The sequence below is a fragment of the Nitrospira sp. genome (genome assembly GCA_029194665.1).
In the GTDB taxonomy this organism is placed as follows: Bacteria; Nitrospirota; Nitrospiria; order Nitrospirales; family Nitrospiraceae; genus Nitrospira_D.
Genome location: JARFXO010000001.1, coordinates 1,024,158 through 1,038,898 on the forward strand (window position 1 = coordinate 1,024,158; position 14,741 = coordinate 1,038,898).

12 protein-coding genes and 1 riboswitch are annotated in these 14,741 nt (G+C 57.4%); of the genes, 7 read left to right on the forward strand and 5 right to left on the reverse strand.

Annotated features, from left to right (window positions below):
• Positions 1–5 precede the first annotated feature (5 nt).
• The 4 genes from P0119_04930 to P0119_04945 form a co-directional block, all read right to left on the reverse strand.
• Positions 6–1,154 (reverse strand): agmatinase family protein, encoded by a 1,149-nt coding sequence (locus P0119_04930; protein ID MDF0665406.1) that lies wholly within the window; start codon positions 1,152–1,154, stop codon positions 6–8.
• An 88-nt stretch (positions 1,155–1,242) separates the two neighbouring features.
• Positions 1,243–2,721: an APC family permease gene (locus P0119_04935; protein MDF0665407.1), complete on the reverse strand. Its 1,479-nt coding sequence runs from the start codon at positions 2,719–2,721 to the stop codon at positions 1,243–1,245.
• 129 nt (positions 2,722–2,850) lie between these two features.
• Positions 2,851–2,955: riboswitch (guanidine-I (ykkC/yxkD leader) on the reverse strand.
• Between the two features lie 118 nt (positions 2,956–3,073).
• A complete protein-coding gene (locus P0119_04940; protein MDF0665408.1) occupies positions 3,074–3,886 on the reverse strand; it encodes a lipase family protein in 813 nt (270 codons plus the stop codon).
• Positions 3,887–4,196: 310 nt separating this feature from the next.
• Positions 4,197–5,666: an SAM-dependent methyltransferase gene (locus P0119_04945; GenBank protein MDF0665409.1), complete on the reverse strand. Its 1,470-nt coding sequence runs from the start codon at positions 5,664–5,666 to the stop codon at positions 4,197–4,199.
• A gap of 157 nt (positions 5,667–5,823) precedes the next feature.
• Between P0119_04945 and P0119_04950 the strand changes: the two genes are divergently transcribed.
• From P0119_04950 to P0119_04980, 7 genes are all read left to right on the forward strand, one after another.
• Entirely contained in the window at positions 5,824–6,384 is a 561-nt protein-coding gene (locus P0119_04950) for a hypothetical protein (GenBank protein ID MDF0665410.1), read from the forward strand.
• A 56-nt stretch (positions 6,385–6,440) separates the two neighbouring features.
• Positions 6,441–6,932, forward strand: a complete 492-nt coding sequence (locus P0119_04955) for a hypothetical protein (protein ID MDF0665411.1) — start codon at positions 6,441–6,443, stop codon at positions 6,930–6,932.
• 220 nt (positions 6,933–7,152) lie between these two features.
• Positions 7,153–7,887, forward strand: a complete 735-nt coding sequence (locus tag P0119_04960; GenBank protein ID MDF0665412.1) for a glycosyltransferase family 2 protein — start codon at positions 7,153–7,155, stop codon at positions 7,885–7,887.
• Positions 7,888–7,959: 72 nt separating this feature from the next.
• Positions 7,960–8,250 carry a lipid-A-disaccharide synthase N-terminal domain-containing protein gene (locus tag P0119_04965; GenBank protein MDF0665413.1) on the forward strand — a complete coding sequence of 97 codons (291 nt, stop codon included), beginning with the start codon at positions 7,960–7,962 and terminating at the stop codon, positions 8,248–8,250.
• Complete coding sequence (locus P0119_04970) at positions 8,247–10,076, forward strand: glycosyltransferase family 39 protein (protein MDF0665414.1); 1,830 nt, start codon at positions 8,247–8,249, stop codon at positions 10,074–10,076. Before P0119_04965 ends, P0119_04970 begins: the two co-directional genes overlap by 4 nt.
• 190 nt (positions 10,077–10,266) lie before the next feature.
• Positions 10,267–11,694 (forward strand): histidine kinase dimerization/phosphoacceptor domain -containing protein, encoded by a 1,428-nt coding sequence (locus tag P0119_04975; protein MDF0665415.1) that lies wholly within the window; start codon positions 10,267–10,269, stop codon positions 11,692–11,694.
• Positions 11,691–13,595, forward strand: coding sequence for a response regulator (locus P0119_04980; GenBank protein ID MDF0665416.1), 1,905 nt, complete (start codon positions 11,691–11,693; stop codon positions 13,593–13,595). Before P0119_04975 ends, P0119_04980 begins: the two co-directional genes overlap by 4 nt.
• A gap of 30 nt (positions 13,596–13,625) precedes the next feature.
• On the opposite strand, the gene P0119_04985 is transcribed toward P0119_04980, so the two are convergent.
• Positions 13,626–14,714 carry a phosphatase PAP2 family protein gene (locus tag P0119_04985; protein MDF0665417.1) on the reverse strand — a complete coding sequence of 363 codons (1,089 nt, stop codon included), beginning with the start codon at positions 14,712–14,714 and terminating at the stop codon, positions 13,626–13,628.
• Between the last annotated feature and the right edge of the window lie 27 nt (positions 14,715–14,741).

Below are 14,741 nucleotides of genomic sequence, written 5' to 3' on the forward strand. Positions count from 1 at the left end.
GCAGCTTAGCGTTTCTTTCGATTGAGTAGGTTGCCGGACCGAACCTGGCAGGCCAGAACATCGCAGATGACACGTGTGGCCATGAGGCTTGTAATCTCCGCTGCGTCGTAGGGAGGTGAACACTCGACGATTTCCATTCCGGCCAGCGGCTTCGTGTCGGCGATGATCTGGAGAAACTTCAAGACTTCACGCGGCAGGAACCCGCCGGGCTCAGGCCAGCCGGTGCCCGGCACGAAGGCGGCATCCAAGCAATCCACGTCGAAGCTCAACCACACAGCATCCACACCATCAAACGCCACTTCCAGCGCTTGCTTCGCGGCATTCTCGATGCCCATTTCCACGCAGTCGGTCACGGTCATGATCGTGGTTTGGCGTTCACGGCCGGACTTCACGCCTGGTCTGGGGGCTTGCCAGCCGCCGATACCGATCTGCACGAGATTCTTGGCCGGCACGTTGGGGATATTCGTCGCGTGAAACCAAGGCGTGGTATGCATGCGTTCATCAAGGTCGGTCTCCTGCGTGTCCACATGTCGGTCGAAGTGGAGGATGCCGAGCTTCTTGCCGTTCATATTCTGGGCCACGCCTCGGACCGTCGCAAAACCTAGTGAATGGTCGCCGCCGAGGACCACGGGAAAGGCGCCGCTGGCATAGACATGCCCCACGCCCTTGCTGACTTGATCGAAGGTCTTCTCAATGTTACCGGGAATCGTAAACACGTCGCCGACATCGCAGATCGAAATGGACTCCCGTAGATCCACGCCAAGCTCGAAGCTGTAGGTACCGTACAGCGCGGAGATTTTGCGAATCCCTTGGGGTCCGAACCTGGTACCGGAGCGATACGTCGTCCCGCCGTCGAACGGCGCGCCGAGAATGGCCACATCGTATTGGCCGCATTTGCGGACATCTTCGACATACGGAGCCTTGATGAAGGTGTTGATGCCGGCGAAATGCGGCAGCTCTCCCCGGCTAAAGGTTGGAATTCGTCGATCCTTGATCGAATCGGCGCCAGGCAGGCCCAATTCAAGGCCTCGGGCAACTTCTTCTTCATATTTCGTGGTCGGCAGCAGCGCCTCCGCTTCGACCGCGTACTTCGCCTCCGGCCCGTATTTATCATGCAGTGGAACCTTGCCTTGGTATGTTCTCTTTTTTGCCACGATTGCTCCTTTCTGAGAGATGGATGAATGTATGGCTCTGTTTGAACCCCTTTGTTGCAACGCAAAACTTGACGAGCTTGCCGGCTTTTCATTCTTGAGTGGGCGCCGATTCCTCAGGACGCATCAATAAGGCGCTCCTGATAGGTTTAACGATGAGAAGGTAGAGCGTGGTCACCCCTAAGATGCTTCCCAGGACCAGCGGAACGGCCCAGAGTTGCCACCAGGGAGCATCAGGCGAGGTAGCGTAGGGGCGTGGCCAGGCGATATTGACGAATTCAAACACCGACCAGAGAAACGCCGCCGTATTGATCAGCAACCCCCAAGCCCCCAGCTTCAGCTGACCTAATGAAGGATCCCATCGGCCAGTGAGACGGGTGAAGAGTCCAACCCCCGTCGTCATTGCAAACATGGCGTACAACCCGCCCGTGCCGAATGCGAGCACCGTGGCGACCGCCTCATCGTTGAGTCCGAAGAGCAATCCGAGGGTGGCCAGCAGCACAGTGAACAGCACGGCATTATGAGGAGCACCGGCAGCGGTGACCCGACTCAGGACGGCCGGCATACTTCCCTCGCGCGCCATGGAGAACACAATACGGGATGTGTATTGCACCATGGACGACCCACAGGCCAGAAACGCGATCATGACAATCGTCAGGAAAGGGGTTTCCGCCCAAACTCCAAAGTTGGCGACGATTACAGGCGTGACAGGATCGGAGGCGGCGCTCGTATGGACCAGGGTGTCGCGATTGAAGCTGAGGGTGAGGGCGGCGGAGTTGAAGAGCACCACGCTTCCGACCATGCAGAGAGAGAGGAAGATCGCGCGAGGAACCATCCGTTTGGGCTCGTGAGTTTCTTCGGCGATGGTCGAGCAAGCATCGAAGCCGATGAAGGCCCACCCGGAAATGGCGAGCGCCGCCAGAAATGCAGCGGCCTGGCTGGGAGCGGTTCCTGTCCCTAGACGTGCGAACAGTTCGGAGAATTCATGCTGTCGAAAGAAAAAGAACAGCAATAGCGCGACCCCGAACGAACCGACGATTTCCGCATAGACCCCCAGGGAAATTAGGACCTTAAATACCGTAACGTGAACCAGATTGAGGACGGTGCAGATCAGCATGAACACCGCGCCCCAGATCACGAGTGTGACTCCTGTCCCACCACCTGACCCGAAAAAAATCGCCAACCAGATACCGCCGGTGTAAGCGGTTGTGGTGAGCATCGCGATCGTGGAGCTGACGTAGATGGCCCCGGCGTACGTGCCGGTCACATTGCCTCCAAGCTGTCTCGCCCATTTATAAGCCCCACCCGCGATCGGAATCTGGGAAGACAGTTCCGCGTACACGGTCGCCACCAACAGCTGCATCACCAGACAGAGGGCCAACGCTGGGAACCAACCACCGCCTGCGACCACCGCCTGGACGCCGATAATGGCGTACAGTCCGGCAACCGGTGAGACAGTTGCGAACCCGATGGTGAGGCTGTTCCAGAGACTGAGGCTGCGATTGAGGGTCTCGGGAGGACTTGTAGCGGAAGCAGGAACAACCGTATCCGGAGCTTCTTTCATTAACATGACAGACCCCTCTGACGTGGCAGCAGGTCTGACTGATCCGGTACGGAGAGAACTATAGGGTGAAGATGCATAACGAAGCCTCCTGTGGGAAAGGTTAAATTCCCAAAAGGCCATGTACCTCAGTACATGATCTCCCGGGCTTTTATCCCTCCGTGGAGCCTCATTATGCGAGGCCGGAAACTCTTGGACCAGACACTCCCACTAAAGGCAGCCGGAACCCTAGTTTCCCTTTTGGAACGATCTTGTCAGGATCCTATTGTCTTGCCATGCCAAAGTCAAGCTTGTAAAAGCACAGGGTATCCTCGACTGTACGTCCGTTGCGGATCGTACCGCCCCTTGCACCGCACGTTATTCATATGTTGGGTTTGAGCGCATTTCCGATGTACTGCACATAGTGCCGCATCGAATGATCCTTCAACCCATCGCTTCCCGATCGGAGAAAATCCTCCATCCGTCCGTTGACCCGCTCAAGAAATCGATCCCAGAAGCTGATGTCCGTCTGAATCTTCCCAGCTGTATCGATATACCGAACTTCTCCACTGTGGGCATAGCCGAAGGCACGCGGCGCCACACGGGTGACGGTGTCATTGTTGTTGACGAACCGGAAGTACTGTCCAGCCAGGCGGCGCGCACATTCGGTCGCGAAGGTCTCATCGCCCACGCGAGGCTGACCAAAGGTATACAGACCGTTCACCGTATGGCCTTCTACCAGCAAGTGTGCGGCAGCCACGACGGCCAACGCCCCACCCAGGCTATGGCCCGTGCACCAGAGCGACTGCGGTCGGCTCCTGTCCCGTAATCGTTTAATCGTGTTGAGCAGATCATCCTTCACAAGTTCAAACGCGTGCAGGAATCCTCGATGCACCTGCCCGAAGGGGCCACGCACTTTATGAAACTGCGCATCAGCCAACAAATCTTGCAAGTGCGATGGTTCGGTCCCTCGGAATGCCACGATGATGAGGTGGTCATTCGCGGCGACATAGCCCTCTGTGTCTCTGCGGCTCAGAAATTCGAAGTTCTTCAAACCGAGTTCGGCAACTGCCGGTTGAATGGTGTGCTTTTCCTGATAGGCGATGTTGGCTGCCTCTGCCAACCAATAGGCGTTGTTGAGACTGTAGGCTGTGGCCTGTGATTCAAAGTGGACGTTTGAGAGTGTGGTTGTCATGTCCGGTACTCCTCATGAGCGGTCAACGTTGGTTAGCTATACCTGTGGCTTGATCGTAGCTGCGTTCAGATGTAATACTTCAGCAAACCTCGTGCCTCTGACCCCGTCACCTGAATGAACCGATCGAAAAGGGGTTTCGATGACCGATCTCAGAAAGTCGGGAAGGTAATGGATCGAAAAGGATACAGGGAAAGAATCGAAATGGATACGCCGCTCGGAAACGGTCTATCAGTTTAGGGACATCACCACTCTACAGAGGGCGGAACAGGAATGATGCGGGGCTCGGCCTGCGCCCTTTCAAACCGCGAGGTCACCGGCAAAAGAAGTGACAGTATTCGACGGGGCTGGGCGGGGCACTGAGTGCCATACTAATGGCATCGCTCTCGTAGCCGATCGTTTCTAAGTCTTTTTGCGCCCGGGCAAGTTCTTCTTCGGTCAGGTAGGCCACAGTGTCAGGAACGCCATTGTCTTTCAGGGAGCGCAGAATGGTATTCGACGTCTCTCTTTCTTCAGGCGGCGTGTTGGCGTTGAGGGGGAAATCTATCCGGCGACGATAGGAACTTTCGAACGTCTCGTTCAACGCTTTGATGGTCTTCAGGACGAGTCTGTCCTGTTCCCAGGGCTGGAGCTTTGGCCCTGCGGTCGAGTGGGTCGCCAACAGGTCCATGAGCGTGATCACGTTCGTATTCAACGACCGCCCGACGAATTCCCGCTGCGACTCGACCGTCGTCTGCTTCAGCCCCAGCTGCTTGGCCACGGCCTGAATCAATGCAAAGTTGACCATGAAGCTGTATTGGCCTCCAAACTGGCCGTAACAGGGTTTCTCGGGATCGTTCAAAACCTTCATGTCGGCCGTCCCGGCATCGAAGGCACTGAACCCGATTGCGTCGGGAGCCAGGAGACGCTTCGCTTCTTTCAACGTTGCGAAGGCACCGACGTTCACCGGCACTAAGACATCTTGGTCGATGGACTGCAGAAATTCCGCAATCGTTTTCCGATAGGACACGTCTTTCCATTCAATTGTGCGGTATTCTCTTTCCCAGACCAATCCATCGAGAAAGGGAGGGAAAGTCTTGAGCGTGGCAAGATTCTTCTCCTGAAACGCCCGGACGAACGCCGACCAATCCTGAATCGTGGCATGGAGCGATTCGCTGAGGTTGGGACGGAGATATTCTTCTTCGACTTCGCCCCCATGTTTCACCAACAATTTCGTCGGAAGATCGTTCCACAGCTCATTACAGAAGATTCGATCGATGGTCGCCTCGGCCACGCCGGCCACATGTTCGATCGAACCGCAATGGCTGTCCACACGATCCCGATGAACCGCCAGATCCGGATGTGCCAAAGCCCTGTCCAACACCAGCTGTTCCCAGTCGACCATAACGTACCGAACCCGTCGATAAATCGTGTTCTGCCTATCGAGGGTCTTGAGATGGCTGAGGAAACAGACGGCGAGATTCCCGTTCCCGGGCCCAAGCTCCAGAATCGTGAGGCGAGACTCGCTGGACAAGCGTGACTGGCGGGACAATTCCGAGGAGCCCGTCGAAGCCGTCTCGCCTTTCCCGCGTTTCACGCCCGTCTCGCGCTTCGTGACACGCTCGAAATAATCGGCCGCCAGCGCATGGGCGAGACGGAAGTCCGCGGACGCAAAGGTCTGGTAATAGGATCGAAGGTTGTCTCCCCGCAGCCCATAGAAGAGCTGGTTGAGATGAGCCTGCCACTGATCAAGCGGCTTGTATTCACCGATCAGCTGTGGAAGGGCGTCCGCATCTTGCAGCATACTCTCACAATCACTGGTAATGGATTGGCGAATAGACCATGGTGGGCGAAATCCTAGCAGAAGCCCGGAAAACGCCGCAATGGGCAACTTGCCCGATCGTTTGCCATGGTTTGATGGTTTATTGACAGGGTCGCCTCAAGAGGTGTAGCAGACAGTCATGATGAACAAGGTTCTCCGTCTGGCAACTGTGATAACTGGGGCTTTCCTGTGGTATCACACTGCTGTAGCTGAAGATCTGCCCCTCACCGAAGACGTACCGATCTCCGAGTTCCAAAACCGGACAGAGGACACGAGGGCTTACGATTTCGATGCGCCCCCGCAGGGCATGTTTCGTTCCATCGCTTTGGCGGAAGATTTTGAGGAGCGGCTTGGATTTCAGCGCACGCACGAAATCGTGCCGGTCAAACCCACCGAACGGTTCGCTCCGGACACTCCGGCTATTTTTATCGTGTTCTCGCTCCATCAACACTATCAAGGCTTCAAGGTCTTCGCCCGTTGCAGGCCCGAGAAAGTAGCAGACGTCGTACCCGAGACCATCGTCAGCGAAGACGCCATGCACATCGCCTTGGAAGATGACAGCGGCTACCTCAAACTGTCTCCTCCAAAGGGTGGTTGGAAGCCTGGTCAATATAAAATCGAGATTCACGTGGGCGAGCAAGTCAACGAGACGAGTTTGATGGGCACGATGCGTTTCACCATCGTGGCATCCGGCAAGTAGTTCTGCCTGCTCGTCAAGAACCTGGGGCGAGCGATCGATCTCCTGATCGAGGCTCCATGGCTAGAGCAATCATGCCGGCCGGTCCCTGTAGAATGGCAGCGGAGAAACCCTCACCTGGCAGAGTTATTCGAACGAACGATATAATGGCTTCTCTTTCGCGAGTGAGAGAGCCTCCCCATGGTTTCCATGATTGTGCCCATGTTTTGTCCGGCTATGGAACGGCTCCGGAGGGTGAAGTCCAGGTCGCGTGCTTCAGCGCCGGCTTCCAGCGTCGCGAGCCGTGGATGTTTGTCTTCTTCGTCCTGCTGCAATTTCACGTAGGCATCCGCATGACACCCATCACCCAGGCACGGACGGGAATGTTCGATCCGTTGAAGGCCATGATCGCTATTCGCCGAGGGGCTGCAATGAACGTGGACCTAAACGACGGCTGGGATTATTGGCCGGTCATGGGTGAGCAGGTCGAGGAGCTCCGGCATCGGTACAACATCCTGCCGGTTGAGGCCTTCCTGCCTGCAAAGCATGAGACGATTGCGGCCGTGGCCTAAACGAAACCCTGTGATCCCTCTCATGGATGAAAGGTTCAGCAGCGCCAGCGTCAAAGGGTGACGATTGTCCGCCATTCGGCTGGTTTGGTTGGTGGCATTGTCCCCACGGCCTTTCACCGAATTCACAATTCTTCTTGTTGTTTGACCCTCTCTTCACCTTCCGTTAGAATGCGCCGTTTCATATTGTAACCTTTGGCTGTCCTTGGAGTTTTTGCGTACCATGACGCCGTCATCTAGTTTGTGGGCTTCTGTCATCATCCCCATCAAGGATGAACGAGAGAACCTGTCTCCTCTCATGGCAAGCCTGCTGAAAGTTATGGATTCGCACGAACGGTCACGCTCCCACCCTTACGAAATCCTCTTTGTAGACGATGGCAGCAGCGACGGCAGCAGCGACGAGCTGGACCGATTGGCACGCGAGCATTCCAACGTGCGGGTCTTCCACTTCGACCGAAATTACGGCAAGACCTGCGCGCTTGAAGCCGGCTTTCATCAATCTTCGGGCGAGATCATCATCCAGATCGACGGCGATCTCCAGCAAGACACCGAAGATATTTTGAAGCTGCTCCCCTATACAGCGTCGCACGACGTGGTTTGTGGGTGGAGGCAGCAGCGGCAAGACGGCCTCGTGAGGAAATTCTCCTCATTAATCGCCAACCGCATACGGAACATCTTTACGCATGACGGCATACACGACACAGCATGCCCGCTCAAGATTTTCCGACGGCCTGTACTGGAGCGTATCCGACTCTTTGAGGGGATGCATCGCTTCTTTCCCGCTCTGGCTTTGATGCATGGATTTACCGTGACGGAGGTGCCGGTCAGGCATTATCCACGCATCCATGGACTGTCCAAGTACGGGATGGGCAACCGCCTGTTCAAATCACTCTATGATCTGATCGCGGTTCGATGGATGCAGGATCGCGTGTTGCTCTACAAATTCCGTGACGAGTGACATGAGTTGATTCGTTTCAGATGGTCCCCTGCACAATACCAGACGTGATGACACCTTCCTCCCGACCACCTCATGAGTACTGAGACAATCTGGATTGGTATCGGTTTCTTCGGCCAAGGACTTTTTTTCGGTCGTTGGTTGATTCAGTGGATCGCATCCGAGCGGAGCGCCGAAAGCCGTGTGCCCATTGCCTTTTGGTACATGAGTCTCATCGGAGGGCTGATCACGCTCAGCTACGCGATCTATCGAATGGACCCTGTGTTTATTTCAGGACAAGGCCTCGGAACGGTCGTGTATCTGCGCAATCTGATCCTCATTCACCGCTCGGATCAAACCAAAAACCAAGCTCGGCCGGCAGCATGAGCGCCTGGGAAACCAACGGCCATACCAAGCTTTCCACCACGCGCGAGCAACGGCCAGATCCGGGCATGGAACGCACTTCCCCTCAATCAATACAACTGCTGCTCCTTCTGCTTCTGTCCTGCCTGCTTTTCTTCCTGAATCTCGGCAGCATGGGCCTGACAGATCGCGACGAGGGCCGCAATGCTGAAGCTGGGCGAGAAATGTTCGCCTCCGGCGATCTGGTTACCCCGACCTTTAATGGTGAGCTGCGCGTCGCCAAACCGGTTTTCGTGTATTGGCTGATGACGCTGTCGTACCATCTGTTCGGCGTGAACGAGTTTGCGGCACGTGCACCCTCCGCCCTGTTCGGGGTGGCATTGATCCTGATGCACTACCTGTTTCTTTCCCGGCTGCGCGGCTCGACTGCTGGGCTGTTCGGCGCTTTGATGTTGTTGCTGAACATCGAGATCCTAGCGCTGGGACGCATGGCGATCACCGATAGCGTCTTGATCTTTTTTACCACCCTGTCGCTCTACGGATTTTGGCTCGGGATCCACGAACAAGGCCGAGGGCGACATTGGATCTGGGCATTTTATGCCGGCATGGCCTTGGCGACCTTAACGAAAGGGCCGGTAGGATTCGCCGTTCCCCTGGTCACGGCTCTCTTGTACCTCGCTGCTGGCCGACAGTGGTTGGTGTTTTGGGAGAGAGGCGCACCCATCGCCGGCACGTTGCTCTTCCTGATCCTCGCAGGTCCCTGGTATGCAACCATGTTCCTGATCCATGGGGATGCCTACTCCTCTCAAGCGAAGGTCCATACGGTGGGGCGATTCCTCGCTCCAATGGAGGGACATGGAGGCGGATGGTGGTTCTATTTCCCGGTCCTGCTGCTTGGTTTTTACCCTTGGAGCGCCTTCCTACCGGTAGGGTTGTTTCAAGCCTATCGGAGCTGGCGGGCATCTCGCGCGATGGTGAGCCATCAAGGCGAATCACATGAATCGTGGCAGCCATCAGGTTCCGGCGATGAGTTGGAATGGTTCGCGGGATTGTGGATCATCGGGGTGTTCATCTTTTTTAGTCTTTCATCCACTCGCCTCCCCCACTATATCGGTCCCTTGTTTCCGGCCTGTGCGCTCTTGGCTGCTTCGTATTGGGCTCGGGGGTTAACAGATTCTTCGACACGGGGCCTACGCGGGTCGATCCACTTCATGATGGGGATCGGCTATCTCGTAGCGATCGGGCTCGCAAGCGCCTCTTCTCTGTTCAGCAAATTCTCCGGGAAGATGGTCAAAGAATTTCCGCTTGCCCCTCAATTCGATCTGGGCATCGGTCCTTACGTCGGCGCAGCGATCGTCGTAGTCTCGATGGGGCTGATCGGGTATTTCGGGTTGAACGACAACAGACGCGGCATCGCCTTCGGGGTGGCCGGCGGTGCGCTGGCGAGTGTGTTTCTTGTCGCTATTCTGACGGTCATTCCAGGATTCAACCGATACGCGATCGCGCCACCGCAAGAGTTGGCCTACGCAGCGGGGTTGAACCTGAATCCGACCGATCAACTGATCGCGTTCAGTTCGACCAGACCGTCCATCGCCTTCTACGCGAGGCGAACGGTGAACTTTATCCCAGCCGGAGAAATCGACCGGTTGCGTACGGCTCTGGGCAAACCAGGCCGGACGATGATCCTCCTACCGGAATACTCTCAAGATGCCCTGCCGAAGGAAGCCGCTGACTTTCAGCCGATTCTCAAGCGATACGGCTACGTCTTGTTGGGCAATCAACAGATGGTCACCGTACCTCAGGGTCCAGACGTTGTTTCACCAAACACACCCAAGACTCCTGGACCGTAGCGTTACCTACGTCTTCTTTCACCCCCAGATAAGTGACGCAACTCGGCCAGTTTGCTTTAACTCTTCCGCTTCACCATCATTCTTGACTACGGCAGCACAATAGGAGTACTAACAAATCGCTTCCCTCGATCTTGTCGGACGTCCCGATTACTGATCAACCGAGGGTGTCACCTTTAGTCGTGGGTGGAGGATGTCAGCAAGGCCCCGGGTAAGTTACCTGATTGCGCTCCTCGCGACAGTCGTGGCCGTCGCCGTCCGACACCTGCTCGACTACTTCCTCGGCACACAGTTCAACTTCTTGCTGCCGTTGATCGTCGCGGTCATGGTGGCGGCGTGGCACGGCGGCCTTTGGTGCGGCCTCTTCGCGACGCTCCTCAACATGGTCGTCAGCGTCGCCTTCGCTGTGAATACGGACGACGGCCTACTCATCATGCCAAGCGAATGGGAGCGAATCAGTCTGTTTGCCGGGGTCGGCATCATCATCAGCTCGCTCAGCGAGTCGCTGCATCAGCAACGGCATATGGCCGAAGTCGCGGCAGCGGAGGCCGCCCGGCGATGGACGGAGCTCAAAGTGGAGGTCGTCGAGCGCCAGGAGGCAGAAAGCAAGGCCCGTCAGTGGGAGTCTGTATTCAACAAGGCGAGTTGGGCGGTGGCCGTGACCGACCCCGTTGACGACAGATTCAAGGCCGTGAACCCCGCCTTTGCCGCCATGCACTGCTTCACCATCGAGGATTTGCTGGGCAGGTCGCTGGCCGATGTGTGCGCCCCGCAGGGCCGCGCGGAGTTGCTGACGCACCTCCAGACCGCTCACCAGAGGACCGACTATGTGTACGAGTCGCTTCACGTCCGAAGGGACGGCACCCGCTTTCCCTGCGTGACTCATATGACAGCCTTGAAAGACGCCCATGGGAAGACTCAGCTTTATGCCGCCACCTTCGAGGACATCACCGAGCGCAAGCAGAACGAGTCGCGGTTGAGGGCTTCGCTGAAAGAGAAGGAGATCCTCCTCAAGGAAATCCATCACCGCGTCAAGAACAACTTACAGATTATCTCTAGCCTGCTCGACCTCCAATCCGACCACACGCAGGACCGGCAGGCACAGGAAATGTTCAAGGAGAGCCAAGGGCGCGTGCGGTCGATGGCGCTGATCCACGAACGGCTTTACCGCTCACGGGACTTGGCCCGCGTGCCCGTCACCGAGTACGTCGAGCAACTCGCCCACGACCTCTACCGCGCCTACAAGGTGTCGGATAACGACATCGTGCTGCATGTCGAGGCTGTCATGCCGCCGCTGCCTCTTGACATGGCCATCCCCTGCGGGTTGCTCCTGAACGAACTTCTCTCGAACTGCCTCAAGCACGGTTTCAAGGATGCCGAGCAGGGCTGGATCAGGGTGACGTGGCGCGGCGACGGTCCGAGCAACGTCTTGACCGTGGCCGACAACGGGGCGGGGTTTCCAACAGGCCTCACTTTCGGCAACGCCACGTCCTTTGGGTTGCAGTTGGTGAATACCCTCGTTGAGCAACTGGAGGGCAAGATCGAACTGGTACATAATAGGGGAACGGTGGTTACCATCACCTTCCCCGGTTCCGATAGATCGCAGGAGGAGCCCACATGACCACGACCAGCATTCTCGTCGTCGAGGACGAGCGGATTATCGCGAAGAGCATCGAAAAGCGCCTCAAGGGGTTGGGCTATGAGGTAACTGGTCTGGCTTCGACCGGGGAAGAAGCCATCCGACAGGCGACGCAGGGGCGGCCCGACCTGATCCTCATGGACATCCAACTCGGCTCCGGCATGGACGGCGTAGAGGCGGCGAACCTGATCCGTACCAGGTTGGGCACTCCGATTGTGTTCCTGACGGCCCACTCCGACGAAGCCACCCTCCAGCGGGCCAAGGTCACGGAGCCCTCCGGCTTCATCCTTAAGCCCTACGAGGATAGGGACATCCAAACAGCCGTCGAGATCGGGCTGTACAAGTCCATGATGGACCGTCGGCTGCGGGAAAACGAGCAATGGCTTGAGGGCATACTCACCAGCATCGGCGACGGGGTGATTGCGACGGATGAGGGCGGGCGGGTGCGGTTCATGAACCCAGTGGCCGAGCGACTGACTGAGTGGACAGAGGCCGACGCCCTGGGTAGAGAGGTGCTTGAGATTTTCCAGATCGTTGAGGAACAGACCCGTCAGCCCGTCCCGAACCCGGTTCTGGTCGCACTGGCAACGGGCTCTCCCGCTAATCTCTCCCAGAATACCATTCTGATCGGCAGGGCCGGGACGGAATTCCTCCTCGACGACATTGCGGCTCCCATCCGGAACGTGAACGGCAGAGTCGAGGGGGCGGTGCTGGTGTTCCGGGACGTCACGGAACGCCGCCGACTGGAAGAGCATCTGCGGCAGGCGCAGAAGATGGAGGCCATCGGGCGGCTGGCGGGCGGCATCGCTCACGACTTCAACAACATCATGGCCGTTGTCATGTGGTTCGGCGAACTATTGCTCGCCGGCACCCAGCGCGCCAAACAGAGACAAGAACTGGCACGGAACATCCTCGAGGTCGGGAAGCAGGGCGCTATGCTCACCCGGCAGATCATGGCGTTCAGCCGTAAGCAACTCCTCATGCCATTTGCGCTGAGCCTGAACACCGTCCTGCGGGATATGGGGCCGATGGTGAAGAGCCTCATCGGGAGCGGTATCGAGCTCGTGGTCGAGCTGGCTCCGGACCTCGCCCTCATCAAAGCCGACCCGTCGCAAATAGGGCAGGTGGTCTTGAACTTGGCGGCGAACGCCCATGACGCCATGCCGAAAGGCGGGCGGCTGGTCGTTACCACAGCGAACGTCGAGTTGACGAGCCAGCAGCATCCCGACGTGACACCGGGTCGATATGTCCTGCTGTCGGTGCACGACAGCGGAAGCGGCATGTCTGAAGATGTGCTGTCTCACATCTTCGAGCCGTTTTTCACGACGAAAGATGCCGGCAAAGGAACCGGCCTCGGCCTCGCCACGGTATATGGGGTCGTCAAACAGAGCAGGGGCCACATCGCCGTGTCGAGCAAGGTGGGACAGGGAACCACGTTCCGGGTGTACCTGCCGGTGGTCAAGGAAGCACCGACCAAGCCGAGCAGTCCGAGTATCCAGCCGGCGACAAAGGGCCACGAAACGATCCTGATCGTCGAGGACCATGACACGGTCAGGAACATGATCGTCATGCTCCTCCAGCAGCACGGCTATACCGTGCTGGAGGCGTCGAACGGATCGGAAGGGCTGGCGGTGGCCGAGAACCACCGGGGACCGATCCATCTGGTGATCACAGACTTGGTGATGCCGAAGTTGGCCGGGCGGGAGATGGCCGATCGGCTGACGGCGCTCAAGCCTGGGCTACGGGTGCTGTTTATGTCGGGATACACCGAGGACGTGGTGATTCAGCAGGGTGTGGAATCATCCACGGTGGACCTCCTGCACAAGCCGTTCGACATCGCAGCCCTGACGCAGAAGATGCGGGAGATACTGGACCGGGACTAGATCGGGCGCAAGGCGTAATGGTTACTATGGTCACTGAAGGGGCAGAACTCCTCGTGCATCAACGAGAATCAAAATGGCAATGGCCAAGCCCGCAATGAGAGCACTTTCCCGTATCATGGACCATCCAGGAGATTTTTCGGCGTAGTCCCCGTTCCGACCTATCGCGTCGAGCCAAGCCGCCATGCAGGCGAATCCAACCGACGAGAGGACGAGAGGTGAGGTCGTCATGGCGGCCAGGCCGTACGCGATCAACAGCATCGAGGTATTCAAGTGCCGGCTCCCGCCTGTTCCTCCTCGACGAACCCATTGAGGTCGTCGAAGCCATAAGCCACCCGCTACCGCCCCAGCCCCTAGCGTCAAGAAGAGGATACCCACCGCTCCGCTCTCCATTTGACGGGATAGGACCCAGAGCGAGCCAAACAGTGCCGACGCTCCCATCGCAGCATGTCGTAGCCCATCCTGGATTGAAGTGCGCCACTGTCTTAATGGAGCCGTAGCGATGAAGCCGCTGAGGATGCCGAGCACCGCCCCTCCGACAACATCAGTCAGGAAATGCGACCCTCGAAGGATACGACTGAGCGCGACGAACAGTGCGATCGCGATACAGAGCGGTCCGAAAAAAGGAAATTGTTTAGCCAGCACCGTGGCGACGGCAAAACTCGCCGTGCTATGTCCCGATGGAAATGAGTCCAACCCCGATACCAAGGAAGGAGTTATCTGCCAGTCTCCTGAGTGGACGAACTTCGGTCGGGGCCTTCCGATGAGATGTTTCAGTCCGTTGGCGAGTAATGCGGCGATGCCATGAGCGATCAGCGACTGAATGGCAACTAGCCTGATCGTCGGCTTTTCAAAAGCCCATGCCCCAAGGAGCAGTAGGATGCTTAAGGATGCCAGCCGCCATCCTTCGCCGATCCAGTCTCCCGTATCGCTGGTGAACGCCATCCACGGGACAATGAGTTGATCCCAGGGGAGATGAATGGTCACCGAACGCACGTACTTGGTGATCGGCAGATCAAACTGAGCCACGCCGATAAGGCTGATGGTCAATGCGACGCAGGAACAACTGACTGCGGCGATCGAGGTAAGCTTATTCCGGGATGACTGTGACGGGGCACTCATCAAGCCACGATCTATAGCAAGGCTCCC

What these genes read in the sequence shown, in the direction of transcription:
- P0119_04945 (MDF0665409.1), bottom strand. Translation starts at nt 5,666, where the DNA reads ATGCTGCAAGATGCGGACGCCCTTCCACAGCTGATCGGTGAATACAAG.
- P0119_04970 (MDF0665414.1), top strand. Translation starts at nt 8,247, where the DNA reads ATGAGCGCCTGGGAAACCAACGGCCATACCAAGCTTTCCACCACGCGC.
- P0119_04955 (MDF0665411.1), top strand. Translation starts at nt 6,441, where the DNA reads ATGGCTAGAGCAATCATGCCGGCCGGTCCCTGTAGAATGGCAGCGGAG.
- P0119_04940 (MDF0665408.1), bottom strand. Translation starts at nt 3,886, where the DNA reads ATGACAACCACACTCTCAAACGTCCACTTTGAATCACAGGCCACAGCC.
- P0119_04960 (MDF0665412.1), top strand. Translation starts at nt 7,153, where the DNA reads ATGACGCCGTCATCTAGTTTGTGGGCTTCTGTCATCATCCCCATCAAG.
- P0119_04975 (MDF0665415.1), top strand. Translation starts at nt 10,267, where the DNA reads ATGTCAGCAAGGCCCCGGGTAAGTTACCTGATTGCGCTCCTCGCGACA.
- P0119_04950 (MDF0665410.1), top strand. Translation starts at nt 5,824, where the DNA reads ATGATGAACAAGGTTCTCCGTCTGGCAACTGTGATAACTGGGGCTTTC.
- P0119_04980 (MDF0665416.1), top strand. Translation starts at nt 11,691, where the DNA reads ATGACCACGACCAGCATTCTCGTCGTCGAGGACGAGCGGATTATCGCG.
- P0119_04935 (MDF0665407.1), bottom strand. Translation starts at nt 2,721, where the DNA reads ATGTTAATGAAAGAAGCTCCGGATACGGTTGTTCCTGCTTCCGCTACA.
- P0119_04985 (MDF0665417.1), bottom strand. Translation starts at nt 14,714, where the DNA reads ATGAGTGCCCCGTCACAGTCATCCCGGAATAAGCTTACCTCGATCGCC.
- P0119_04965 (MDF0665413.1), top strand. Translation starts at nt 7,960, where the DNA reads ATGAGTACTGAGACAATCTGGATTGGTATCGGTTTCTTCGGCCAAGGA.